Here is a 23800-nt window from a genome sequence, read left to right as displayed (position 1 = left end):
TCGCGGCATCCGATCTGGCCGCAACGGATGCCGACCCCATGACGGGCCATGCCAAAGGGAGTGCTGTGATGAAGCTGAACAACCTGCGCCTGCGTTCCAAGCTGATGCTGGGATTCGCCCTGCTCGCGGCCGTCGTGCTGCTGGTGTCGGGCCTGTCCCTGAACTCCTTGAGCCGCTCGAATGGGCGCTTCACCGGTTACCTGGAGGGCGTGGGCGAGCGCGAGCGCCTGGTCAACGATGTGCGTGACGCCGCGGCGCGGCGGGCCATCGCGGCGCGCAATCTGGTGCTGGTGACGACGCCAGCCGATCGCGACGTCGAGAAGATCGCCGTCACCAAGGCGCATGAGGACATGCAGCAATCCATGGCCAAGCTCAAGCAGGCCTTGGCCAAGGCCGGCGATCTGGGTGATCGCGACAACGCGCTGCTCGGCGAAATGCAGCGCGTTGAAACCTTGTACGGGCCGGTGGCGCTGGCCATCGTCGGCATGGCGCTGGACGGCAAGCGCGATGAGGCCATCGCCAAGATGAACGCCGAATGCCGGCCGTTGCTGGCCGCCCTGTTGAAGGCGACCGATGACTACCTGACCTACGAGAGCCAGCAAGCCGTCCTGCGCGTGCAGCAGGCGGAGGGCGCCTATGGCAACGACCGCATCCTGATGGTGGGCGTCAGCCTGGCCGCCGTGGCCGCCGCCGTGCTGTTGGGCTGGGCGCTGAGCAATGCCATCACGCGGCCGCTGCAGCGCGCCGTGCACCTGGCCGAAGCGGTGGCGTCGGGCGACCTGAGCTCGCACATCGTCATCGACAGCAACGACGAGACCGGCCAGCTGCTGGCGGCCCTCAAGCGCATGAATGACGGCCTGGTCGAGATGGTCGGCCGCGTGCGCCAGTCGGCCGACAGCATCTCGACGGCGTCGCAGGAGATCGCCAGCGGCAACCACGACCTGTCCAGCCGCACCGAGCAGCAGGCCAGCGCCTTGCAGCAGACGGCGGCGTCCATGCAGCAGATGACCTCCACCGTGCAGCAGACGGCCGAGAGTTCGCGCCAGGCCACGCAGCTGGCCAGCGCCGCCACCGAGGTGGCCGGTCGCGGTGGCGATGTCGTGCAGCGCGTCGTCACGACCATGGGTGAGATCAGCGCGTCCAGCCGCAAGATTGCCGACATCATCGGCACCATCGATGGCATCGCCTTCCAGACCAATATCCTGGCGCTGAATGCCGCCGTGGAGGCGGCGCGCGCCGGCGAGCAGGGCCGCGGCTTCGCCGTCGTGGCGGGCGAGGTGCGCTTGCTGGCTCAGCGCAGCGCCCAGGCCGCGCGCGAAATCAAGGGCCTGATCGGCGCCAGCGTAGAGAAGGTCGAGGCGGGCAGCCAGCTCGTCGGCGAGGCCGGCGCCACGATGGGCGACATCGTCGGCCAGGTGCGCCGCATGACCGACCTGATGGCCGAGATCAACGCCTCGGCCAACGAGCAGAGCAGCGGCATCGGCCAGGTCAACCAGTCCGTCGCCTCCATCGACCAGGGCACGCAGCAGAACGCGGCCCTCGTCGAGCAGAGTGCGGCCGCCGCCGAGAGTCTGCAGCACCAGGCGGCCGGCCTGCTGGATGTGATCTCGCAATTCAAGACGGCGCGGCCGGGACGCGGCTTCGCCTGAGCCAGCGTCAACCCCGCGACGCCGAGAGCGGGGATCGGTCGATACACTCGCTGGCAGCCGCAACCCGCGGCTGCCAGCACGTCCACCCGACCGCCCCGATGAATCCTGAAGCCAGCCGCCTCTGGCGCGCGCCTCGCTGGGCCCTGTCCGTGCTGTTGGCCTGTTTGGCCATGGTCGGGCCCTTCTCCATCGACACCTATCTGCCGGCCTTTGCCGGCATCGCCGCGGCGCTGGATGCGACGCCGGTGCAGATGCAGCAGACGCTGTCGGCCTATCTGCTCGGCTTCGCCTTCATGAACCTCTTCCACGGCGCGCTGTCGGACTGCTTCGGCCGCCGGCCGGTCGTGCTGATCGGCCTGGCGGTGTTCACGGGCGCCAGCATCGGCTGCGCGGTGGCCGGCTCGATCGGCCAGCTGGTGTTCTGGCGCACGGTGCAGGGCATGTCGGCCGGCGCCGGCATCGTCGTGTCGCGGGCCATCATTCGCGACATGTTCCCGCCGGCGGACGCGCAGCGCGTGATGTCCCAGGTGACCCTCTTCTTCGGCGTGGCGCCGGCGATCGCGCCCATGGTGGGCGGTTTCCTGTTCGTGCACGCCGACTGGCACTCGATCTTCTGGTTCCTGACCTTTGTCGGTGCGGCGCTGCTGATGTCCAACTGGCGGCTGCTGCCCGAGACGCTGCACCCCGGCCTGGTCCAGCCCTTCCACGTCGGCGCGCTGATGCGCGAGTACTGGCGGCTGTGCAGCAGCCGCAAGTTCATGATGCTGGTGCTGGCCAGCGGCATTCCCTTCAACGGCATGTTCCTCTACGTGCTGGCGACGCCGGTCTTCCTCGGTGAGCACCTGCACTTCGCGCCGCAGCAGTTCTTCTGGTTCTTCCTGTGCTCCATCGGCGGCATCATGGCCGGCGCGGCGGTCAGCGGCCGGCTGGCCGGCAAGATGAGCGCGAAGCGCCAGATCATGCGCGGCTTTCGCATCATGGTGGCTGTGTCGATCACCAATGTGCTGCTCAACCTGTTCGCGCCGCTGAGCGCCTTCTGGGCCTTGCCCATGGTCGGCCTGTTCGCCTTCGGCTGGGCGCTGATGGTGCCCGTCGTCACGCTGCTGGTGCTGGACCAGGTGCCCGAGCGCCGCGGCATGGCCTCGTCGCTGCAGGCCTGCATCGGCTCGGCCGCCAACGGCCTCGTCGCCGGCGTGCTGGTGCCCCTGGTCATGCATTCGACGGTGGCCCTGGCCCTCACATCCGCCGGCTTGATGATGGTGGGCCTGGTGGCCTGGTACGGCGTCAGGCGCTCCGTCGTGACTTAAGCCTGGCGATCACTTGCCGAAATCACCGACATGATGAAAAAGCGCTGGCTGATCACCGCGCTGCTGGCCGCCTGCGCGGCTGCGCAGGCAGATGAACCCAAGGAACCGGTGGAGGTGCTGCGCCAGCGCCTGGCGGAGCGCCTGTCCACCAAGGGCGAGGGCGCGGCCACCGCCAAATCGCCCGCCAAGGCCGGCAAGCCCGCCAAGACCGAGGCGGCCAAGCCTGTGCACTGGGGCTATGCCGGCGACGTCGGCCCCGATCATTGGGCCGAGCTGGCGCCGGACAACAAGCTCTGCGCCGTCGGCACGCGCCAGAGCCCCATCGACATCCGCGAGGGCATTGCGGTCGAGCTGGAGAAGATCAGCTTCGACTACCGCGCCAGCAGCTTCTCGGTGCAGGACAACGGCCACACCATCCAGGTCAACGTCGGCGCCGGCAACGGCCTGACGGTGATGGGTCGGCGCTACGAGCTGGTGCAGTTCCACTTCCACCGGCCCAGCGAAGAGCGCGTTAACGGCAAGCAGTCCGACATGGTGGCCCACCTTGTGCACAAGGATGCGCAGGGCAAGCTCGCCGTCGTCGCCGTGCTGCTGGAGCGCGGGCCCGACAACAAGCCCCAGCCGCTGATCCAGACCGTCTGGGCCAATCTGCCGCTGGAAAAGGGCGAGGCCTTGGCGGCCCAGGTACAGATCGACCTGAACCAGCTGCTGCCCGTCGAGCGCGGCTACTACACCTATATGGGATCGCTGACGACGCCGCCCTGCAGCGAGGGCGTGCTGTGGATGGTGCTGCGCCAGCCCGTCGCCATGACGGCCCAGCAGCTGGGCATCTTCGCCAAGCTCTATCCGATGAATGCGCGGCCGTTGCAGGCCGGCTCGGGGCGCCTCATCAAGGAATCGCTGGGGACGCCTTAGCCTCGGCGGGTTTTGCGGACCCCGGACAGCCAGTCGTGCAGCGTGGCGAACAGCTGCTCGGCGACGACGGGCTTGGCGACGTGGTCGTCCATGCCGGCGTCCAGGCAGCGTTGGCGTTCGTCGTCGAAGGCATTGGCCGTCATGGCCAGGATGGGCAGGTCGGCGCCTTCAGGCAGGCGCCGGATGGCGCGTGTCGCGTCCAGGCCGTCCATGATGGGCATTTGCACGTCCATCAACACCAGGGCGTAGTCGCCGGCCTTGACCATGTCGACGGCCTGCTGGCCGTCCGCGGCGACGTCCACCGTCAGGCCGGCGCTGCCGATGAGGGCGACGGCCACTTCCTGGTTGACCGGGTTGTCCTCGGCCAGCAGCAGGCGGCGGGGCTGGGCGCGCGCCAGCTCGGCCAGACGCTCGCGCGCCGAATGCGGCCGCGGGGCCGCCACCGGCGCCACCGGGGCATGGGCTGCGGCTTGGACGGGCAGCGTGAACCAGAAGGTGCTGCCGCGGCCCAGCGTGCTGTCGACGCCGACGTGGCCGCCCATCAGCTCGGCCAGGCGCCGGCAGATCGCCAGGCCGAGGCCGGTGCCGCCGTAGCGCCGCGTCGTCGAGCTGTCGGCCTGTTCGAAGTCGCGGAACAGCCGCGCCTGCGCGTCTGACGCAATGCCGATGCCGCTGTCCTGCACCTCGAAGCGCAGCGTCAGTGCGGCGCCAGGCCGGGTCTCGTCCAGGCGCGCACCCAGGCGCACGAAGCCGCTGTCGGTGAACTTGACGGCATTGCCGGCGAAGTTCAGCAACACCTCGGAGATGCGCTGCGGGTCGCCGATCAGCGGGCGGCCGCGCAGGGTCGGTGCGACGTCGCTCTCGACGCGCAGCCGCTTGGCTGCGGCCGTCTGGGTCGTCATGTTGGCGATGTTGTCCAGCACCTCGCCGACGGTGAACTCGCGCTGCTCCAGCCCGACCTTGCCGGCCTCGATCTTGGAGAAGTCCAGCACGTTGTTGATGACGCTGAGCAGATGCTCGGCCGCGTTGGCCACCTTCTGCAGGCGTTTTTGCTGCTCGGGCTCGATGGTGTCGCTCTGGGCCAGATAGGTCAGGCCGATGATGGCGTTCATCGGCGTGCGGATCTCGTGGCTCATATTGGCCAGGAAGGCGCTCTTGGCCAGGCTCGCCGCCTGGGCGGCCTGGGTGGCCTCGGCCAGCTCGGCGGTGCGCGCTTCGACCAGCTCCTCGAGGTGGTGGCGGTAGCGCTCCAGCTCCAACGCGTCGCGGCGCTGGCGCGAGATGTCGGTCAGGAAGCCATGCCAGAGCACGCTGCCATCGGCCTCGCGCTGGGCGATGGCATTGCCGTAGATCCAGCGTTCGCTGCCGTCGGCCAGCGGGGTGCGGAACTCCTGCTGCCAGGGGCTGAGGTTGCGTGCGGAGGCCAGCAGGCTCTCGCGCACGGCGGCGCGGTCGTCGGGGTGCACGCGCTCGAACCAGGGCGCCGCGCTGCGGCCGAGTTCGGCACTGCCGAGCAGGAAGTACTCGCGCACCGCTTCGCTGACATAGGCGAAGGAGAACTCGCCGTTGACGGCCAGCCGCAGCTGGTAGACGACGCCGGGCACTGTCTCGGCCATGCCGCGCAGGCGCTCGATGAGGTTGCGCTGGGCATCGAACTGCTGCTGCAGCGCGTCGCGCATGTGTTCGAGGTGGCCGCCGAGCAGGCCGATCTCGTCCTGGCGGGTGTGCTCCAGCTTGGCGTTGAAGCGGCCTTCGGCGAGGTCGTTGGCGAAATCGCCGAGTTCGCGCAGCGGGCGGAACAGGCGCGAGTTCAGCAGCCACAGCACCAGGGCCAGCGAGGCCAGCAACTGGCCGCCGACGGTGGCGCCATAGAGCCAGCGCTGGCGCAGCACGGCCGTCGTGCTGAGATGGTCGTCGATCTCGATCTGGATGTGGCCGATGCGCGTCGCGCCGCGCAGGATGTCGCGCTCGCCGGTCAGCGTCTGGCCCAGGCGGCGCTCGGGCAGGTGGTTCTCGATGAAGGGCAGGCCCTGGGACGCGTCGCTGACGCTGACGCGCACGACCTCGGGCGACTTGACGATGGCCGACACGACCTCGCGCGCGGCGACGGCGTCCAGATTCCACAGCAGCTCGGGCAGGCTGCTGGCCAGCACGTCGAGCTTGGCGTCGAGGTCGCGCTGCAGCGCCTGCTCGGCGACCTTGGATTCGCGCAGGCCGATGAAGAGGCCGCCGACGATCAGCGCCGGAAGCAACAGGCCGATGCTGGCGCCGAGGGCCAGGGCGGCAAAGAGCGAGGACGAGGGCTTGCGGCTCAAGATGCGGTCATGCTGCCATGAGTTGGGCTGCCAGAAAGCGAAACACGCCACGACGCGGTGGCGGCGTGGCGTGTTTCGTGGTGCATGAGCGTCAGCCCTTGCCCAGCAGTTGGGGCTTCAGCGAAGAGTCGACGGGCTTGTCGCCCAGCCAGATCTTCAGCACCGCGTTGTAGAAGGCGATGTCCTTCATCGGCTCGCCGATGGGCTTGCCGTTGAGGAACATCACGGTGCCGGTGTCGGGCACCCAGTCCACCGTGATGACGTCGCCCTTCTTGCCTTGAGGAATGTTGACGAAGGTCTCGCCGAACTGGGCGAGCTGGTTGACGAACTTGGAGCGTTCGGCCTTGTCGGTGTTGGCCGTGATGCCGGCCATGAAGGCCTGGCCCAGCTCGTCACCGGTCACCTCGCGCAGCAAACCGAGGCTGAAGCGGCGCGGGCCGGTGGTTTCCAGCACGCCGGCCGTGGTGTCCTTCTTTTCGGGCAGATAGAGCACCAGGGAATAGACCTTGACGACGATGCGCACGCGCACACCGGCGCCGTTGACCTTCAGTTCCTTGCCGCCGACCTTGACCGTGTCATCGAACTTGAGGCCGCCCACTTCGATGGCCTGGGCGGCACCGCCCAGACCCAGGGCGAGGACCAGGCCGGTCATCCAGCGGGTCGCTTTCTGCATCTTCATGAAGTCTCCTGATCTTGGGGGGATAGGGATGGCCGCGGCTCAGTGCGCGGCTTCGAGCTTGAACAGACTGACGACCTCTTCGAGGCCATGGGCCTGGGCGCGCAGCGAGTCGGCGGCCGCGGCGGCTTCTTCCACCAGGGCGGCGTTCTGTTGCGTGCTCTTGTCCATGTCGTGGATGGTATGCGTGACGCGCTCGATGCCGGAGCTCTGTTCCGCGCTGGCGTGGGTGATCTCGCCCATGATGTCGGTCATCCGTTGCACGCTCGCCACCACGCCCTGCATGGTGCTGCCGGCCTGGGCCACGAGCTGGCTGCCCTGGGCGACCTTCTCGACCGAGTCGCTGATGAGGCGCTTGATCTCCTTGGCGGCGTCGGCGCTGCGGCCGGCCAGCGAGCGCACCTCGCCGGCGACGACCGCGAAGCCGCGGCCCTGTTCGCCGGCGCGCGCGGCTTCCACCGCGGCGTTCAGCGCCAGGATGTTGGTCTGGAAGGCGATGCCGTCGATGACGCTGATGATGTCGACGATCTTCTTGCTCGAGGCGTCGATGCTGCCCATGGTCGTCACGACCTTGGCCACCACGGCGCCGCCTTCGCCGGCGACCTGGGAGGCCGCCTTGGCCAGTTGGTTGGCCTGCTGGGCGTTCTGCGCGTTCTGCTGCACGGCGTCGGTCAGCGTCTTCATGGCCGACAGCGTCTGCTCCAGCGATGCCGCCTGGGCCTCGGTGCGCACCGACAGATCCATATTGCCGCTGGCGATCTCGCTGGAAGCCGACGAGATCGATTCCGTGCCCTCGCGCACGCGGCCGACGATGCCCTTGAGGCTTTCGTTCATGTCATGCAGGGCCTGCAGCAGCTCACCGGTCTCGTCGCGGCTGCGCACCTCGATCTCGCTGGTCAGGTTGCCCGAGGCCACCTTGCGTGCCACGGCCACCGCGCCGCGCAGCGGGTTGACGATGCCGCGCGTGATCAGCACGCCGGTCAGCGCGCTGGCGATGATGGCGGCGATGGCCAGGCCCAGCAGCAGCAGGGCGGTCTTCTGAGCCACCTGGTTGGATTTCTGGCCGGCCGCGTCCATGCCGGCGTTGCGGGTCTCGACCAGCTTGTCCAGCGCGGCCATGTATTTGCCCTGGGCGGCGCGCACCGAGAACTGGTACTTCAGCGGCGCGCCCTCGGTGTCGCCGGAGGCCACGGTCTTCACGAAGGCCGCCTGGCCGGTCATGAACTTGGCGCGCGCTTCTTCCACCGCCTTGAGCTGCTCCTGGCTGGCCTCGTCGGTCAGCAGGGGCTTGAGCTCGGCCATCGTCTTTTCGTGGGCGGCCATCAGGCTGGCGACGGTGTCCAGCTCCTTCTTGATCTGCTCCTCGCCCGTCATGATCAGCGTCGTCATCATGCTGCGCGAGGCATCACCCAGCTCCGCCTTGGCGCGGTTGGCCAGGGCCACCGTCTTGTAGTCGGTGCTGATCAGCTGGCTGATTTCGCTGTTCAGGGTCTGGATGCCGAAGTAGCCCAGCAGCGTGATGGCGACCAGGGCGACGATCACGACCGTGAAGCCGGCGGTGAGGCGTTGTCCGATGCGCATATGGGACAAGAAATTCATGGGGGGCTGCCTCGGTTTTGATATTTGGTGGGAGCCCCGGTTTGAGTTCTTGGCTGAAGGGGCTGAAACAGCACGAAATTTCAGCAGAAATCACTGGGCCGCATGCATTCTGGGCGGCCAGCCGGCGAGGCTTGCCGTGATTTGTGCGGCAAAACCCTGTCAGACCTGGCGTCGCCTTGGCGACACCGGGCCGCTGAACCGCTTCAAGCATGGGGGCAAACGCGATCCCGTTGCGTGCGCCACTTCAAGCACCACTTCGCAATATCTTGGCAAGTCCTTATTTATTAAAGAGATTTTTTGCCATATCTGTATAAATTTACAGCTGTGGCTAAGTGCTTGATTTCATTGAAAAAACTTGTGCCGAACCTTGACCCGGTGGGGTGCGGGCCTTAAAGTGGGAGGAAGTGTCGTTCAGTGGTGAAAAGTGTCGGAATTCGTCTTTCAGGGTGCCTCCAACTTGGCCTTAGATGCCAAGGGCCGCCTGAGTGTGCCCAGTCGACACCGTGAAGTGCTGCAGTTGCTCTGCCAGGGGCGCCTGACCGTCACCAAGCATCCGGATGGTTGTCTGATGCTGTTTCCGCGGCCCACCTGGGAGGCTTTCCGCGACAAGGTTGCCGGCCTGCCGATGTCCGCCGCCGGCTGGAAGCGTGTTTTCCTTGGTAACGCGATGGACGTCGAGGTCGACTCGGCGGCCCGCGTGCTGATCTCGCCCGAGCTGCGCAAGAGCGCCGGGCTGAAGAACGACGTGATGCTGCTGGGCATGGGGAGCCACTTCGAGCTCTGGGACGTTGATGCCCATGCCGCCCACGAGGCCGAAGTGATGGCCGGCGAACTGCCCGACGCGCTCAAGGACTTCAGCTTCTGATGGGCGCCGAGATGAGCGAAAGCGCCGAGTTCCGCCACACCACCGTGCTGCTGAACGAGGCGGTCGACGGTGTGCTCGCGCGCCCGGACGGCGTCTATGTGGATGGCACCTTCGGCCGCGGCGGCCATTCGCGCCTGCTGCTCAGCAAGCTGGCGCCCGAGGGTCGCCTGATCGCCATCGACCGCGACCCCGAGGCGATTGCCGCGGCCGCCGCCATCACCGACCCGCGCTTCTCCATCGTCCACAGCGCCTTTGCCGACATGGCCGATCGATTGGCAGCGCTGGGTGTTCATCAGGTGGATGGTGTGCTGCTGGACCTGGGTGTGTCCAGTCCTCAGATCGACAACCCTGAGCGGGGTTTCAGCTTTCGCTTCAACGGCCCGCTGGACATGCGCATGGACACGACGCGCGGCCAGAGCGCGGCGGACTTCCTGGCCGGCGCCGACGAGCGCGAGATTGCACGGGTGATTCGAGACTATGGCGAAGAACGGTTTGCTGCACAGATTGCAAAGGCGGTTGTTGCTGGCCGGGAAGCCGGCACGCCGCTCACGCGCACCGACGAGCTGCGCGAACTCGTGGCTCGCACGGTCAAGACCCGCGAGCCCGGCCAAGACCCGGCCACACGCACCTTTCAAGCCCTTCGGATTCATGTCAATGGCGAGCTTGAGGAGCTTGAGCAAGGCCTGAACGCCGCGCTGCGCCTGTTGGCGCCGGGCGGGCGGCTGTCCGTCATCAGCTTCCATTCGCTGGAAGACCGCCGCGTCAAGACCTTCATCGCCGAGCGCAGCAAGGCCGTGTTCGACCGCCGCGCGCCGTTCGCCGAAGCCGCGCCGCTGATCCTGAATGCGCTGGGCCGCATCAAGCCGAGCGACGCCGAGGTGGCCGCCAACCCGCGCTCACGCTCCGCCGTGTTGCGTGTGGCGGAGCGCACCGACGCGCCGCTGCCACCGGTCACGTCCAGGCGCTGACATGAAGCCCCCACGCTCTCTTCGTTCACTGCCCCCCGAGGGGGTGCGTCCGCGCCTTCGGGCGGCTGGGCGGCGCTGACGTGGCGAAAGTCAACTTCATCCTCATCCTGGCCGTGCTGGCCAGCGGTGTCGTCCTCGTGCACAGCGCCTACGAGTCGCGCCGCCTGTTCGCCGAGCGCGACAAGGCCAAGGCCGAGGGCCAGCGCCTGGCCGCCGACGCCGAGCGCCTGGCCGCCGAGCGCCATGCGCAGGCGACCAATCTGCGCGTCGAGCAGGTCGCGCGTGAGCGCCTGGGCATGCGCGTCATCAGCCCTGCCGTCGTGGCATCGGGAGTTGGCCAATGAACAAGGCCAACAAGTCCGTCAGCTATTCGACCAGCCCGCTGCTCGCGTCCAAGACGCCGCCCTGGCGCTCGCGCTTCCTGGTCGCCCTCGTCGGCCTGGCCTTCCTCGGCCTGCTGGCGCGCGCCGTCTATGTGCAGGTGCTGAACACCGACTTCTTCCAGAAGCAGGGCGAAGCCCGCTACGCCCACACGCTGGAGCTGCCGGCCAGCCGTGGCCGCATCAACGACCGAACCGGCCAGGTGCTGGCCGCCAGCGTCGCCGTGCCGTCGATCTGGGCCATCCCCAAGGAAGTCGACGCCGACGCCGACAAGCGCCGCGCCCTGGCCAAGGCGCTGGGCCTGTCCAACAAGGAACTGGAAGCCAAGCTCAACCCCGAGACGCGCTTCGTCTGGCTCAAGCGCCTGGCCGATGACGAGACCGCCGCGCGCGTGAAGGCCATCGGCCTGAAGGGCATCTTCCAGGACCGCGAATACCGCCGCAAATATCCCGAGGGCGAGGCGGCGGCCCATGTCGTCGGCTTCACCAATGTGGAAGACCGCGGCCAGGAAGGCATCGAGCTGGCTTTCCAGAAGGAGCTGCAGGGCCGTGACGGCTCGCGCTCCGTCGTGCGCGACCGCCTGGGACGCGTCGTCGAGGACATCGGCGACATCGTGCCCGCGGCCAACGGTCACGACATCGACCTGGCGGTGGATTCCAAGGTGCAGTTCTTCGCCTACCAGCGCATCCGCGACGCGGTGGCCGAGAACAAGGCCAAGGCCGGTTCCGTCGTCGTGCTGGACGCACAGACCGGCGAGGTGCTGGCGCTGGCCAACTTCCCGAGCTACGACCCCGGCAATCGCCAGAACCTGTCGGGCGAGCAACTGCGCAACCGCGCGCTGACCGACGTCTTCGAGCCCGGCTCGACGATGAAACCCTTCATCGCCGGCCTGTCGATGGAGACCGGCCGCACGACACCCGACAGCATGGTCGACACCGGCAACGGCAAATACGCCTTCCAGGGTGCCGTCATCAGCGACACCAAGCCGCATGGCGTGATCCCCGTGCGCGAGGTCATCAAGTTCTCTAGCAACATCGGCGCCACCAAGCTCGCCATGCAGATGCAGCCGCGCGAGATGCACGAGATGTTCACGGCCATCGGCCTGGGCCAGCGGCCGCAGATCAGCTTTCCCGGCGCGGTGACCGGCAAGCTGCGCCCCTACAAGACCTGGCGCCCCATCGAGCAGGCGACGATGAGCTATGGCTACGGCCTGTCGGCGTCGCTGTTCCAGCTGGCGCGGGCCTACACGGTGTTCGCGCGCGACGGCGAGATCATCCCCGTCAGCATGCTGCGCCAGCCGCATGACCACCCGGTGCCCGGCATCCGTGTGTTCTCGCCCAAGGTCACGCAGGACCTGCGCCTGATGCTGCAGGCCGCGGCCGGCCCCGGCGGCACGGCGCCCGACGCCCAGGTGCCGGGCTACAGCATCGGCGGCAAGAGCGGCACGGCCCACAAGCAGGAAGGCCGCGGCTACGCCAGCCACAAATACCGCTCATGGTTTGTTGGCATCGCGCCCATCAGCAAGCCGCGCATCGTCGTTGCCGTCATGGTCGACGACCCGACTGCCGGCGTGTACTACGGCGGCAAGGTCGCCGGCCCGGTGTTCAGCCAGGTCACCGCGCAGACGCTGCGCCTGCTCGGCGTGCCGCCCGACCTGGACGTGAAGAGCCAGATCGTCGCCAACCAGAAGGCCACGGCCGTGGAAGAAAGCTTCTGATGCTCACCCGCCTCAAATCCCCCGATGCCGCCGCGCGCTGGCTGTCCGAATGGTGCACCGGCACGCTGCGCACCGACAGCCGCCAGGTGCGCCCCGGCGATGCCTTCATCGCCTGGCCCGGCTATGCGCGCGACGGGCGCGAGTTCGTCGCTGCGGCGCTGGAGGCCGGCGCGTCCACCTGTCTCGTCGAAGAGGCTGATGTGGAGCGCTTCGGCTTCGTCGATGCGCGCGTGGCCTCGCTGCCCGGCCTGAAGGCCCGCACCGGCGAGATCGCCGCCACCTTCTTCGGCAAGCCCACCGACACGCTGGACGTCATCGCCGTCACCGGCACCAATGGCAAGACCTCGTCGGCCTGGTGGATTGCCCAGGCCTCGGCCCAGCTCGGCAAGCGCTGCGGCGTGGTGGGCACGCTCGGCATCGGCGAGCCGCCCAAGCTGGACTACAACGGCCTGACGACGCCCGACCCCGTGCTACTGCAGGCCGCCTTCGCCCGCATGCGCGACGACGGTTTCTCGGCCTGCGCCATCGAGGCCAGCAGCATCGGCATCGTCGAAGGTCGCCTGGCCGGCAGCGCGGTGCGTGTCGCGGTGTTCACCAACTTCACGCAAGACCACCTCGACTACCACCGCACGATGGACGCCTATTGGGCAGCCAAGCGTGCGCTGTTCAGCTTCCCCGGCCTGCGTGCCGCCGTGATCAACCTCGACGATCCCAAGGGCGCGGAGCTCGCGGCTGAACTGGCCTCGCTGGACGTCTGGACCACCGGTATCGAGCGTAGCGATGCGCGCCTCTCGGCCCGAGGTCTGCACTACACCGGCGAAGGCCTGGCCTTCATGCTGCATGAGGGCGGCGAAGCCCTGGCCGTGCAGACCAGCCTGATCGGCGACTACAACGCCGCAAACCTGCTCGGCGTGGCCGGTGCGCTGCGCGCGCAAGGCCATGCGCTGGCCGACGTGGCGCGTGTGCTGGGCCGCGTGACGCCGGTGCCGGGCCGCATGCAGCGCGTTGGCAATGGCCGCGAACTGCCGCAGGTCGTCGTCGACTACGCCCACACGCCGGACGCCCTCGACAAGGCGCTCTCGGCACTGCAGGGCCTGGCGCAGGCGCGCGGCGGCGAGCTGGTCTGCGTGTTCGGCTGCGGCGGCGACCGCGACCGCGGCAAGCGCCCGCAGATGGGTGCCATCGCTGCACGCCTGGCGGGCCGCGTCGTCGTCACGACCGACAACCCGCGCAGCGAAGCGCCGGCCCAGATCATGGGCGACATCGCCGTGGCTGCGCCGGCGGCAAGTGTCATCGAGGCCCGCGAGGAAGCCATCCGCATGGCCATCACCCAGGCCGGCTCGCGCGACATCGTGCTGATCGCCGGCAAGGGCCATGAGGACTACCAGGAAGTGAACGGCGTGCGCCGGCCTTTCTCCGACGTCGGCGAGGCGCGTGCGGCGCTGCTGGAAAGGGCGGGTCTGTGAGCCTGTTCATGACGCTCGCTGAAGCACAGGCGCTGTTGCCAGGCTCGACGCTGGTCGGTGACGGTGCGACCGGCTTTGCCCGCGTGCACAGCGACACGCGGAGCTTGCGCATCGGCGACCTCTTCGTCGCGCTGCGTGGCGAGCGCTTCGATGCCAACGACTTTCTCGGCCAGGCCAAGGCGTCGGGCGCCGTCGCGGCACTGGCCGAGCGTGGCCTGGCGGAGGCGGGTCTGCCCGGTCTGCTCGTGCCCGATGCGAAGCTCGCCCTCGGCCAGCTCGCCGCCGCCTGGCGCCGCCAGCAGCAGCTGCCCGTCATCGCCGTCACCGGCAGCAACGGCAAGACGACGACGACGCAGATGATCGCCAGCATCCTGCGCACCTGGGTGGGTGATGCGGCCCTGGCCACCGAAGGCAACTACAACAACGACATCGGCGTGCCGCTGACGCTGCTGCGCCTGCGCCATGACGACGAGACCAGCCACCGCGCCGCCGTCGTCGAACTGGGCATGAATCACCCCGGCGAGATCGCGCCGCTGGCCGCGATGACGCAGCCGACCGTGGCCCTCGTGAACAACGCGCAGCGCGAGCACCAGGAATTCATGGCGACGGTCGAGGCGGTTGCGCGCGAGAACGGCGCCGTCATCGAAGCCCTGGCCGGCAGCGGCTGCGCCGTCTTCCCCGCCGAGGATGCCTGTGCGCCGATCTGGCTGGAACTGGCGGGCTCGCGCCCCCACCTGAGCTTTGCCTTGCGCGGCGAGGCCGACGTGACCGGCGACGCCGCCTGGATGGGCACGCACTGGGCGCTGGAACTGCACACGCCGGCCGGCACCGCGCCGGTGGCTCTGCACATGGCCGGCGAACACAACGTGCGCAATGCACTGGCGGCCGCTGCCTGTGCGCTGGCTGCCGGCGCGCCGCTGGCCTCGATTGCCCAGGGCCTGGAGGCCTTCCGCGCCGTCAAGGGTCGCTCGGAACTCAAGCTCGATGCGCGTGGCCGCACCTTGATCGACGACAGCTACAACGCCAACCCCGACAGCGTGCGCGCCGCCATCGACGTGCTGGCCGGCATGCCGGGCGAAGGCTGGCTCATCCTCGGCGACATGGGCGAGGTGGGCAACGAAGGCCCGGCCTTCCACCGCGAAGTCGGTGCCTATGCGGCCGAACGCGGCATCGCTCATTTCTGGACCGCTGGCGCCGCCGCCCGCGACGCGGCGGCGGCTTACGGGTCGAGAGCCCGTGCCTTCGACAACACGGCTGCCCTCATCGCGGCCCTCGAGGAACAACCCGGCGTGGCCCAGACCCTGGTCAAGGGCTCGCGCTTCATGAAGATGGAACAAGTGGTCGCCGCACTGCAAACCGCCTCGACGCCAGGAGACCCGCATGCTGCTTAGCCTCGCCCAGTGGCTGCAGGGCCTCTACCCCGACCTCGGCTTTCTGCGCCTCTTCCAGTACATCACCTTCCGCGCCGTGATGGCCGCGATGACGGCGCTGCTGATCGGCCTGGCCTTCGGGCCTTGGGTCATCCGTCGGCTGACCGCGATGAAGATCGGCCAGCCCGTGCGTGCCTATGGCGTGCAGGCCCATCTGGCCAAGACCGGCACCCCGACGATGGGCGGCGTCCTCGTCCTCATCGGCATCGGCGTGTCGACGCTGCTGTGGTTCGACTGGAGCAATCGCTTCGTCTGGGTCGTCATGCTGGTCACCATGGGCTTTGGTGCCGTGGGCTGGGTGGACGACTGGCGCAAGGTCGTCGACAAGAACCCCGAGGGCATGAAGAGCCGCGAGAAGTTCTTCTGGCAGTCGCTGATCGGCCTGGTCGCCGCGCTCTACCTCGCCTTCAGCGTGTCCGAGACGAGCTTTCTTGGCGTCGTGCAGCTGTTCTTCCGCTGGGTGAGCAGCGGTTTTTCGACCGAACTGCCGCCCAAGGCCGACCTGCTGATCCCCTTCTTCAAGACCATCAGCATGCCGCTGGGTGTGTGGGGTTTCGTGGCGCTGGCCTACTTCGTCATCGTCGGCACCAGCAACGCGGTCAACTTCACCGATGGCCTGGACGGCCTGGCCATCATGCCGGTCGTCATGGTCGGCTCGGCGCTGGGCTTGTTCGCCTACCTGACCGGCTCGTCGGTGTTCTCCAAATACCTGCTGCTGCCCTATATCCCCGGGGCCGGCGAGTTGCTGATCTTCTGCGCGGCGATGGCCGGCGCCGGCCTGGCCTTCCTGTGGTTCAACGCCCACCCGGCCCAGGTCTTCATGGGCGACGTGGGCGCGCTGGCCCTCGGCGGTGGCCTGGGGACGCTGGCCGTCATCACGCGCCAGGAAATCCTGCTCGGCATCATGGGCGGCATCTTCGTGGCCGAAGTGCTGAGCGTGATGCTGCAGGTCAGCTGGTTCAAGTTCACGAAGAAGAAGTTCGGCGAGGGCCGGCGCATCTTCAAGATGGCGCCGCTGCACCACCATTTCGAGAAAAGCGGCTGGAACGAGACCCAGGTCGTCATCCGCTTCTGGATCATCACCATGCTGCTGTGCCTCGTCGGCCTGGCCAGCCTGAAGCTGCGGTAAGCCGATGAAGCTGGACCTGCCGCAACTGCTCGAACAGCGCGTGCTCGTGCTGGGCCTCGGAGACTCCGGTCTCGCGATGGCCCGCTGGTGCGCGCGCTTCGGTGCGCAGGTCACCGTGTGGGACTCGCGCGCGCAGCCCCCGCAACTGGGAGCGCTCGGTGAAACAGCGGCTTTCATTACCGGCGAGCTGACAGCCGAGATCGTTGCTGGCTTCAATTCAGTGCTGAAGAGCCCGGGCCTGTCGCCACTGGATGCGCGCCTCACCGCTGTCTACGCCCACGGCCCCGCCGTGCGCGGCGAGCTGGACTTGTTTGCCGATGCACTGGCCGCGCTGAAGGCCCAGCATGGCTATGCGCCGGCGGTGCTGGCCATTACCGGCACCAATGGCAAGACGACGACGACCTGCATGACTGGCCTGCTGGTCGAGCGCGCCGGCAGGCGTGTGGCGATTGCCGGCAATATCGGCCCGACCTTGCTGGACACGCTGACCGAGGCGCTGGCCAAGGAGCCCGATCCGGCACCGGTCGAAACGCCGGCCGAAGCCATCGCCGAGGCGATCGAGGATGCGCCCGTCGAGGAGGCTGCTGAGGAAGAAGCCGCGGTGCTGCCCGATGAGGACACGCCGCTGCCCATTGACCCGCCGCCGCCGCGCGGCCCGGTCTTCGAGACCCTGCCCGAGGTCTGGGTGCTCGAACTCTCCAGCTTCCAGCTCGACAACGTCGCCGGCTTCGAGCCCACCGCCGGTGCGGTGTTGAACCTGACCCAGGACCATCTCGACTGGCATGGCGACATGGCCGCCTATGGCCTTGCCAAGGCGCGAATCTTTGGCCGCGAGTCCGTCATCGTCGTCAACCGTGACGACGCCGAGGTCGAGGGCCTGGTGCCCGCACCGGTCTTCGTCAAGGGCAGCCGCGGCAAGGCCGGCCGCACGGTGTCGCGCCACGTCGTGCGTTTCGGCCTGAACCCGCCCAAGGTTGCGGGGGACTTCGGCTTGACGGAAGAGGGCGGCCTGACCTGGCTGGTGCGAGCGCTTGAGCTGGACCCGACGATCAAGCGCAAGAAGAGCGACGCGGAAGAGCCCCTCATCATCCAGCGCCTGATGCCCGCCGATGCGCTGCGCGTGCGCGGCCGCCACAACGCCGCCAATGCGCTGGCCGCCCTCGCATTGGCAACCGCCGCCGGCTGCGAGCTGGCGCCCATGCTGCACGGCCTGCGCGAATACCGCGGCGAGCCGCATCGCGTCGAGCCGGTGGGCAGCATCGACGGCATCGAGTTCTTCGACGATAGCAAGGGCACCAATGTCGGCGCCACCGTGGCCGCCATCTCGGGCCTGGGTGCCGACCGCGCGCCGGCCAAGCTCGTGCTCATCCTCGGGGGCGACGGCAAGGGCCAGGACTTCGCGCCGCTGGCCGACGGCGTCGCCCGCCATGCGCGCGCCGTCGCACTGATCGGCCGCGATGCGCCGCAGATCGAAGCGGCGCTAGCGAACGCGGGCGTGCCGATGCAGCACCACGCGACGCTGGAAGCTGCGACGGCCTGGTGCCTGCAGCAAGCCCAGAGCGGTGACAGCGTGCTGCTGTCGCCGGCCTGCGCCAGCCTGGACATGTTCAAGAACTACGCCCACCGCGCCGAGGTTTTCGTCGCGACGGTGCAGCAGCTCGCCGACGAACGCGGGGTGGCGCTATGAGCGCCGCGCCGGGCCGTCCCAAGCAAGCTCGCTTCCGCTCGGCGGGACAGCGCGCAGCGCGAAGGGTGCACCAATGACTGCGGTGCTGAGCGGTTTCACCACCAGGCTGCAGTCGTTCTGGAAAAAGGGCGACGCCGAGGACGCCAGCGTGCCCGTGCGTGACTGGGTGTCGACCTCGGCCGGCCGCCCCACGCAGTTGCAGGGCTTCGACATCACCATGGTCTGGGTCGTGCTCGCGCTGATGGCCTTTGGCCTCTTGATGGTCTATTCGGCTTCCATTGCGCTGCCCGACAACCCGCGCTTCGCGAAATACCTGCCGACGCATTTCCTGACGCGCCACATGATCGCCATCGGCTTTGCGCTGGTGGCGGGCCTGGTCACCGTGCAGATCCCCGTCGCCATCTGGGAGCGCTGGGCGCCCTGGGTCTTTGTCGTGGCGCTGGTGCTGCTCGTCGCGGTGCTGATTCCCGGCATCGGCAAGGTCGTCTACGGCGCGCGTCGCTGGATCCCGCTGGGCGTCATGAACTTCCAGCCCAGCGAACTCGCCAAGTTCGGCATCGCGCTGTATGCGGCCAACTACATGATGCGCAAGATGGACGCCCGGGAGAACTTCTTCCAGGCCGTCACGCCGGTGGCGATCTCGCTGGCCTTCGTCGGCCTGCTGCTGCTGGCCGAGCCCGACATGGGCGCCTTCATGGTCATCGCGGCGATCGCGATGGGCATCCTCTTCCTGGGTGGCGTCAACGGCCGCATGTTCCTGCTGATCACGCTGGTGCTGGTGGGCGCCTTCACGCTGATGATCACCTTCAGCGAGTTCCGCCGCGAGCGCATCTTTGCCTACCTGAATCCCTGGGACGAGAAATACGCCCAGGGCAAGGCCTACCAGCTGACGCACAGCCTGATCGCCTTCGGTCGCGGCGAGTGGCTGGGCCAGGGCCTGGGCAGCAGCGTCGAGAAGCTGCACTACCTGCCCGAGGCCCACACCGATTTCCTGCTCGCCGTCATCGGCGAGGAGCTGGGCTTTGCAGGAGTTGCCGTGGTGATCCTGGCCTTCTTCTGGCTGACGCGCCGCTGCTTCCTGATCGGCCGCCAGGCCATCGCGCTGGACCGCGTCTTTGCCGGCCTCTATGCCCAGGGCATCGGCATCTGGATGGGCGGCCAGGCCTTCATCAACATGGGCGTGAACCTGGGCGCGCTGCCGACCAAAGGCCTGACGCTGCCGCTGTTGAGCTTTGGGGGGTCGGCGATCTTGATGAACTGCGTGGCGTTGGCAGTCGTGTTGAGGATTGACCTCGAGAACAGGCAAATGATGCGGGGAGGGCGCTCGTGAGCGATCGCCATCTCGTCGTGATGGYCGCCGGTACCGGCGGCCACATCATTCCGGGCCTCGCGGTCGCGGAAGAAATGCAGCGCCGCGGCTGGACCGTGTCGTGGATAGGCACGCCGACCGGCATGGAGAACCGCCTCGTGCCGGCGCGTGGCATCGAGCTGGACGCGCTGCCCTTCGCCGGTCTGCGCGGCAAGGGGCTCAAGCACGCGCTGCGCGGCATCGTCGGCTTCTTCAAGTCGCTGGGCCTGGCGCGCCGTGTCTACGCCGAGCGCCGCGCGACGGCCGTGCTGGGCATGGGGGGCTATGTCTGCCTGCCCGGCGGGCTGACGGCCGCCTTCACCGGTCGGCCGCTGATGCTGGTCAATGCCGACGCGGCGATGCTGAAGAGCAACCTCGCGYTGAAGCCTTTCGCGCGCCGGATTGCATTCGGCTTCGACGGTGCGGCGGCGGCTTCGACGTCGGGCGCCATCGTCAGCGGCAACCCCGTGCGTGCCGAGATCGAAGAACTGCCACTGCCGGCCGAGCGCATGGCCGAGCGCGCCGGCCCCTTGCACGTGCTGGTGCTGGGCGGCTCGCTGGGCGCACGCGCGCTGAACCAGGCGGTGCCGCAGGCGCTGGCGCTGTGGCCGCAGGAGCAGCGGCCGCTGGTGCTGCACCAGTCGGGTCAGGACCATCTCGGCGCTGTCTGGCAGGCCTATGCCGATGCAGGCTTGTCGGCCGAAGTGCGCCCCTTCATCGACGACATGGCCGCGGCCCTGGCCTGGGCCGACGTCGTCGTCTGCCGGGCCGGCGCCATCACCGTCAGCGAACTCTGCGCGGCAGGCTGCGCGGCGGTGCTGGTGCCGCTGGTCGTCAGCACGACCTCGCACCAGCGCGACAACGCCGTCTTCATGGCCCAGCACGGCGCGGCCATCCACCTGCCGCAGGGCGAATTGACGCCGGCCAAGCTGCATGAATTGTTGAGCGGCCTGGACCGTGGCGCGCTGCTCGCCATGGGCGAGAAAGCTCGTGGCCTGGCACGGCCCCGTGCCGCCGCCCGTGTAGCCGATGAAATCGAAGGAATGCTGAAATGAGCCGCGAAGGCCGTAGTGCATGGCGGGCCGAGCGCTGGGCCGCTCCCGAGCCGGCCCGTATCCCCTCGGGGGATCGGCCAACGTACTCGTTGGACGAGGGGCTGACATGAAGCACGCGGTTCAACGACTGCATTTCGTGGGCATCGGTGGCGCCGGCATGAGCGGCATCGCCGAGATCCTGCACAACCTGGGCTTCACGGTCAGCGGGTCGGATGCCGTCGAGAGCACGACGACCGAGCGCCTGCGGGCCTTGGGCCTGCGCGTCGAGATCGGCCATGCCGCGCCCAATATCGGCGAAGCGCAGGCCCTGGTCACCAGCACGGCCGTTGCGGCCGACAACCCCGAGGTGCAGGCGGCTCGCGGTCGCCAGGTGCCGGTCGTGCCGCGCGCCGTCATGCTGGCCGAGTTGATGCGGCTGCGCCGCGGCATCGCCATCGCCGGCACGCATGGCAAGACGACGACGACCTCCCTCGTCACGGCCATCCTCGTCGAGGCGGGCCTGGACCCGACCTTCGTCATCGGCGGCAAGCTCAACGCCGCCGGCGCCAACTCGCGCCTGGGCAAGGGCGAGTTCATCGTCGTCGAGGCCGACGAGAGCGATGCCTCCTTCCTGAAGCTCAGCCCGGTGCTGTCCGTCGTCACGAACATCGACGAGGACCACATGGACACCTACGGCCACTCGGTCGAGCGTCTGCACGAGGCCTTCATCGAGTTCCTGCACCGCATGCCCTTCTACGGCGCGGCGGTGGTCTGCGCCGACGACCCCGGCGTGCAGGCCATCCTCGGCCGCATCGAGCGGCCGGTCGTCAGCTACGGCCTGTCCGCGGGTGTCGGCGTGCGCGCGGTCGATGTGCAGGCGCTGGCCGGCGCGCAGATGCGCTTCAGCTGCCAGCGCGAAGGTGCCGAAGACCTGAACGTGCTGCTCAACCTGGCCGGCGAGCATAACGTGCGCAATGCGCTCGCGGCCATTGCCATCGCGATGGAGCTGGACTGCCCGGACGAGGCCATCCAGCGCGCGCTGAAGAATTTCTCCGGCGTCGGTCGCCGCTTCGAGAAGCATGGCGAATGGCCGGCGGGCGATGGCGGCCGCTTCGAACTGGTCGACGACTACGGCCACCACCCGGTCGAGATGGCCGCCGTGCTGGCCGCCGCACGCGGTGCCTACCCGGGCCGTCGCCTGGTGCTGGCCTTCCAGCCGCACCGCTACACGCGCACGCGGGACTGCTTCGCCGACTTCGTGCGGGTCATGAAGGGTGCGGACGTCGTGCTGCTGACCGAGGTCTATTCGGCCGGCGAAGCACGCATCGAAGGTGCGACCGGTACGGCGCTCGCGCAGGCCGTGGGCACGTCGAACTTCGTGGCCGGCGTGGCGGACATGCCGGCGGCACTGGCCAGCTTGACCCGCGATGGCGATGTCGTCATCGGCATGGGCGCGGGCTCGATGAGCAGCCTGCCGGGCCGCGTCGCGGCGCATTTCCAAGGAGCTTCGGCATGAACACGCCGATCGATCTGAACATCGATGCCAAGGGTCTTGGCAAGGTTGCCGTGCTCTTCGGTGGTCACAGTGCCGAGAGGCCGGTGTCGCTGATGAGCGGCAATGGGGTGCTCGCGGCGCTGCAATCCATCGGCGTCGACGCCCATGCCTTCGACCCTGCCGAGCGCCCGTTGCAAGCGCTCAAGGACGAAGGCTTTGATCGCGCCTTCATCGCGTTGCATGGTCGCGGCGGTGAGGACGGCACCATCCAGGGCGCCCTTGAATGGCTGGGCGTTCCCTACACCGGCTCCGGCGTGACGGCCTCCGGTGTCGCGATGGACAAGACCATGACCAAGCGGCTGTGGGCCAACGAGGGCCTGCCGACGCCGCAGTACCTGGCCCTGTCGCGCGCCGAGCTGACGCGCGAACGCATCCGCACGATTCCCGACACGCTCGGCCTGCCCGTCGTCGTCAAGCCGCCGCACGAGGGCAGCAGCATCGGCATCACCAAGGCGGCCGGCTACTCGGACATGCAGGGGGCGGTCGAGCTGGCGCTGGGTTTTGACGACGAGCTGCTGTTCGAGCAATGCATCGAAGGCCCCGAACTGACCTGCGCCGTGCTCGGTGAAGGCGACAGCGCCGTCGCGCTGCCGGTCATCGAGATCCGCGCCGAGGCCGGCAACTACGACTTCGCCAACAAGTACGAGACCGACACGACGCAGTACGTCTTCGGTTCGCTGCCCGCTGCGCTCGAAGCCGAAATCCGCCGCCTCGTGCTGCACGCTTACCGCCTGCTCGGCTGCCGCGGCTGGGGCCGCGCCGACCTGATGCTGCGCAAGTCCGACATGAAGCCCTTCCTGCTGGAGATGAACACCAGCCCGGGCATGACCTCGCATTCGCTGGTCCCCAAGGCCGCGCAGGCCGTGGGCGTGGACTACCCGCATCTGTGCCTGTGGCTGCTGGCCCAGGCCCGCCTCGACCGCGCATGAATTCAGCCGCCGCCACCGCCGCGCTGCCGTCCGACGTCCGCCTGATGAATGCGGTGTCGGCGCTGCTCGTGGCTGCGCTGGTGGCAACGGCTGCGTGGGCGGCTCTGCGCTGGGTGGTTCGGCTGCCGACGTTCAATTTCCGCGCCATCCAGGTCGAGGGTGATGTCAACCGCAACAGCGTCGCCTCGCTGCGCGCCAATGCCTTGCCTCGGCTGCACGGCTCCTTCCTCAGCATGAGCCTGAGGGACGGCCGCGCCGCCTTCGAGGCCGTGCCCTGGGTGCGCCATGYACAGCTGACGCGCATCTGGCCGATGCGGCTCAAGGTCAATCTCGAGGAGCACCGCCCCGCCGCCTACTGGGAGGCGCGCACCGACGGCGCCGATTCCGCCACCGAGGCCGCGGCCGAGCGCGCGCTGGTGAACAGCTTCGGCGAGGTCTTCCAGGCCAACCTCGGCGACGTCGAGGACGAGACCCTGCCCGTGCTCGCGGGCCCGGCCCAGAGCGCCGGCGCGATGCTGCAGATGTGGCGGGCCTTGTCGCCGGCCGCCGAAAAACTCGGTGAAGGCATCGACCGCCTGGACCTGTCCGGCCGCGGCTCCTGGCGCGCGACGCTGGGCAGCGGCGCCGTCATCGAACTGGGCCGCGGCAGCGAGACGGATGTCGTCGAGCGCTTCGGCCGCTTTGCCCAATCCATCACGCAGGTCACGGCGACCTACCGCAGCCCGCTGCTGTCCGCCGACCTGCGCCACGCCGACGGCTACGCGGTCAAGCTGCGCGGCGTGACGACGAACACCCCGGGTAAACCCGTAAATAGAAAACGCTGAGGACGG

The 23800-nt window shown here is 68.4% G+C and carries 20 protein-coding genes; 17 read left to right on the top strand and 3 right to left on the bottom strand.

The window, feature by feature from the left end:
• Positions 1–68 precede the first annotated feature (68 nt).
• From AC1DW3_RS10060 to AC1DW3_RS10050, 3 genes are all read left to right on the top strand, one after another.
• Positions 69–1649, top strand: coding sequence for a methyl-accepting chemotaxis protein (locus AC1DW3_RS10060; RefSeq protein WP_477931000.1), 1581 nt, complete (start codon positions 69–71; stop codon positions 1647–1649).
• A gap of 98 nt (positions 1650–1747) precedes the next feature.
• Entirely contained in the window at positions 1748–2956 is a 1209-nt protein-coding gene (locus AC1DW3_RS10055; RefSeq protein WP_477930997.1) for a multidrug effflux MFS transporter, read from the top strand.
• Between the two features lie 30 nt (positions 2957–2986).
• Positions 2987–3871, top strand: coding sequence for a carbonic anhydrase (locus AC1DW3_RS10050; RefSeq protein ID WP_477930995.1), 885 nt, complete (start codon positions 2987–2989; stop codon positions 3869–3871).
• Here the strand turns inward: AC1DW3_RS10050 and AC1DW3_RS10045 are convergent.
• From AC1DW3_RS10045 to AC1DW3_RS10035, 3 genes are all read right to left on the bottom strand, one after another.
• Positions 3868–6186 carry an ATP-binding protein gene (locus AC1DW3_RS10045; protein ID WP_477930993.1) on the bottom strand — a complete coding sequence of 773 codons (2319 nt, stop codon included), beginning with the start codon at positions 6184–6186 and terminating at the stop codon, positions 3868–3870. The genes AC1DW3_RS10050 and AC1DW3_RS10045 overlap by 4 nt on opposite strands.
• A gap of 91 nt (positions 6187–6277) precedes the next feature.
• On the bottom strand, positions 6278–6865 hold the full coding sequence (locus AC1DW3_RS10040; protein WP_477930991.1) for a chalcone isomerase family protein: 588 nt from the start codon (positions 6863–6865) through the stop codon (positions 6278–6280).
• A gap of 39 nt (positions 6866–6904) precedes the next feature.
• Positions 6905–8461 carry a methyl-accepting chemotaxis protein gene (locus AC1DW3_RS10035; protein ID WP_477930989.1) on the bottom strand — a complete coding sequence of 519 codons (1557 nt, stop codon included), beginning with the start codon at positions 8459–8461 and terminating at the stop codon, positions 6905–6907.
• Here AC1DW3_RS10035 and AC1DW3_RS10030 point away from each other — a divergent pair.
• The 14 genes from AC1DW3_RS10030 to AC1DW3_RS09965 all read left to right on the top strand — a co-directional run bounded on the left by AC1DW3_RS10030 (position 8436) and on the right by AC1DW3_RS09965 (position 23794).
• Positions 8436–8801, top strand: coding sequence for a hypothetical protein (locus AC1DW3_RS10030; RefSeq protein WP_477930987.1), 366 nt, complete (start codon positions 8436–8438; stop codon positions 8799–8801). The genes AC1DW3_RS10035 and AC1DW3_RS10030 overlap by 26 nt on opposite strands.
• 84 nt (positions 8802–8885) lie before the next feature.
• Positions 8886–9326: a division/cell wall cluster transcriptional repressor MraZ gene (locus tag AC1DW3_RS10025; RefSeq protein WP_477930985.1), complete on the top strand. Its 441-nt coding sequence runs from the start codon at positions 8886–8888 to the stop codon at positions 9324–9326.
• An 11-nt stretch (positions 9327–9337) separates the two neighbouring features.
• Positions 9338–10294 carry a 16S rRNA (cytosine(1402)-N(4))-methyltransferase RsmH gene (rsmH, locus tag AC1DW3_RS10020; protein WP_477930983.1) on the top strand — a complete coding sequence of 319 codons (957 nt, stop codon included), beginning with the start codon at positions 9338–9340 and terminating at the stop codon, positions 10292–10294.
• A gap of 80 nt (positions 10295–10374) precedes the next feature.
• Positions 10375–10638: a cell division protein FtsL gene (gene ftsL / locus AC1DW3_RS10015; protein WP_477930981.1), complete on the top strand. Its 264-nt coding sequence runs from the start codon at positions 10375–10377 to the stop codon at positions 10636–10638.
• Positions 10635–12392 (top strand): peptidoglycan D,D-transpeptidase FtsI family protein, encoded by a 1758-nt coding sequence (locus AC1DW3_RS10010; RefSeq protein WP_477930980.1) that lies wholly within the window; start codon positions 10635–10637, stop codon positions 12390–12392. Before ftsL ends, AC1DW3_RS10010 begins: the two co-directional genes overlap by 4 nt.
• Positions 12392–13858 carry a UDP-N-acetylmuramoyl-L-alanyl-D-glutamate--2,6-diaminopimelate ligase gene (locus tag AC1DW3_RS10005; protein ID WP_477930979.1) on the top strand — a complete coding sequence of 489 codons (1467 nt, stop codon included), beginning with the start codon at positions 12392–12394 and terminating at the stop codon, positions 13856–13858. The genes AC1DW3_RS10010 and AC1DW3_RS10005 overlap by 1 nt, the downstream gene beginning before the upstream one ends.
• Before the next feature lie 8 nt (positions 13859–13866).
• Positions 13867–15249, top strand: a complete 1383-nt coding sequence (locus tag AC1DW3_RS10000) for a UDP-N-acetylmuramoyl-tripeptide--D-alanyl-D-alanine ligase (RefSeq protein ID WP_477930977.1) — start codon at positions 13867–13869, stop codon at positions 15247–15249.
• Positions 15239–16417, top strand: a complete 1179-nt coding sequence (gene mraY, locus AC1DW3_RS09995; RefSeq protein WP_477930975.1) for a phospho-N-acetylmuramoyl-pentapeptide-transferase — start codon at positions 15239–15241, stop codon at positions 16415–16417. Before AC1DW3_RS10000 ends, mraY begins: the two co-directional genes overlap by 11 nt.
• Positions 16418–16421: 4 nt before the next feature.
• Entirely contained in the window at positions 16422–18104 is a 1683-nt protein-coding gene (gene murD, locus AC1DW3_RS09990) for a UDP-N-acetylmuramoyl-L-alanine--D-glutamate ligase (protein ID WP_477930973.1), read from the top strand.
• Positions 18105–18177: 73 nt separating this feature from the next.
• Positions 18178–19434, top strand: coding sequence for a putative lipid II flippase FtsW (gene ftsW / locus AC1DW3_RS09985; protein WP_477930971.1), 1257 nt, complete (start codon positions 18178–18180; stop codon positions 19432–19434).
• Positions 19431–20507, top strand: coding sequence for an undecaprenyldiphospho-muramoylpentapeptide beta-N-acetylglucosaminyltransferase (murG, locus tag AC1DW3_RS09980; RefSeq protein WP_477930969.1), 1077 nt, complete (start codon positions 19431–19433; stop codon positions 20505–20507). Before ftsW ends, murG begins: the two co-directional genes overlap by 4 nt.
• Positions 20508–20613: 106 nt before the next feature.
• On the top strand, positions 20614–22002 hold the full coding sequence (murC, locus tag AC1DW3_RS09975; protein ID WP_477930967.1) for a UDP-N-acetylmuramate--L-alanine ligase: 1389 nt from the start codon (positions 20614–20616) through the stop codon (positions 22000–22002).
• Positions 21999–22970: a D-alanine--D-alanine ligase gene (locus tag AC1DW3_RS09970; RefSeq protein WP_477930965.1), complete on the top strand. Its 972-nt coding sequence runs from the start codon at positions 21999–22001 to the stop codon at positions 22968–22970. Before murC ends, AC1DW3_RS09970 begins: the two co-directional genes overlap by 4 nt.
• On the top strand, positions 22967–23794 hold the full coding sequence (locus tag AC1DW3_RS09965; protein ID WP_477930963.1) for a cell division protein FtsQ/DivIB: 828 nt from the start codon (positions 22967–22969) through the stop codon (positions 23792–23794). The genes AC1DW3_RS09970 and AC1DW3_RS09965 overlap by 4 nt, the downstream gene beginning before the upstream one ends.
• The last annotated feature ends 6 nt before the right edge of the window (positions 23795–23800 follow it).

This window comes from Roseateles sp. P2_H4, from assembly GCF_056403315.1.
Note: the sequence above shows the minus strand (reverse complement) of the source record. Positions and strands in the feature narration are given on the sequence as shown.

What these genes read in the sequence shown, in the direction of transcription:
- AC1DW3_RS10060 (WP_477931000.1), top strand. Translation starts at nt 69, where the DNA reads ATGAAGCTGAACAACCTGCGCCTGCGTTCCAAGCTGATGCTGGGATTC.
- AC1DW3_RS10055 (WP_477930997.1), top strand. Translation starts at nt 1,748, where the DNA reads ATGAATCCTGAAGCCAGCCGCCTCTGGCGCGCGCCTCGCTGGGCCCTG.
- AC1DW3_RS10050 (WP_477930995.1), top strand. Translation starts at nt 2,987, where the DNA reads ATGATGAAAAAGCGCTGGCTGATCACCGCGCTGCTGGCCGCCTGCGCG.
- AC1DW3_RS10040 (WP_477930991.1), bottom strand. Translation starts at nt 6,865, where the DNA reads ATGAAGATGCAGAAAGCGACCCGCTGGATGACCGGCCTGGTCCTCGCC.
- AC1DW3_RS10030 (WP_477930987.1), top strand. Translation starts at nt 8,436, where the DNA reads ATGCGCATATGGGACAAGAAATTCATGGGGGGCTGCCTCGGTTTTGAT.
- AC1DW3_RS10035 (WP_477930989.1), bottom strand. Translation starts at nt 8,461, where the DNA reads ATGAATTTCTTGTCCCATATGCGCATCGGACAACGCCTCACCGCCGGC.
- rsmH (WP_477930983.1), top strand. Translation starts at nt 9,338, where the DNA reads ATGAGCGAAAGCGCCGAGTTCCGCCACACCACCGTGCTGCTGAACGAG.
- AC1DW3_RS10010 (WP_477930980.1), top strand. Translation starts at nt 10,635, where the DNA reads ATGAACAAGGCCAACAAGTCCGTCAGCTATTCGACCAGCCCGCTGCTC.
- AC1DW3_RS10005 (WP_477930979.1), top strand. Translation starts at nt 12,392, where the DNA reads ATGCTCACCCGCCTCAAATCCCCCGATGCCGCCGCGCGCTGGCTGTCC.
- AC1DW3_RS10000 (WP_477930977.1), top strand. Translation starts at nt 13,867, where the DNA reads ATGACGCTCGCTGAAGCACAGGCGCTGTTGCCAGGCTCGACGCTGGTC.
- mraY (WP_477930975.1), top strand. Translation starts at nt 15,239, where the DNA reads ATGCTGCTTAGCCTCGCCCAGTGGCTGCAGGGCCTCTACCCCGACCTC.
- murD (WP_477930973.1), top strand. Translation starts at nt 16,422, where the DNA reads ATGAAGCTGGACCTGCCGCAACTGCTCGAACAGCGCGTGCTCGTGCTG.
- ftsW (WP_477930971.1), top strand. Translation starts at nt 18,178, where the DNA reads ATGACTGCGGTGCTGAGCGGTTTCACCACCAGGCTGCAGTCGTTCTGG.
- murC (WP_477930967.1), top strand. Translation starts at nt 20,614, where the DNA reads ATGAAGCACGCGGTTCAACGACTGCATTTCGTGGGCATCGGTGGCGCC.
- AC1DW3_RS09970 (WP_477930965.1), top strand. Translation starts at nt 21,999, where the DNA reads ATGAACACGCCGATCGATCTGAACATCGATGCCAAGGGTCTTGGCAAG.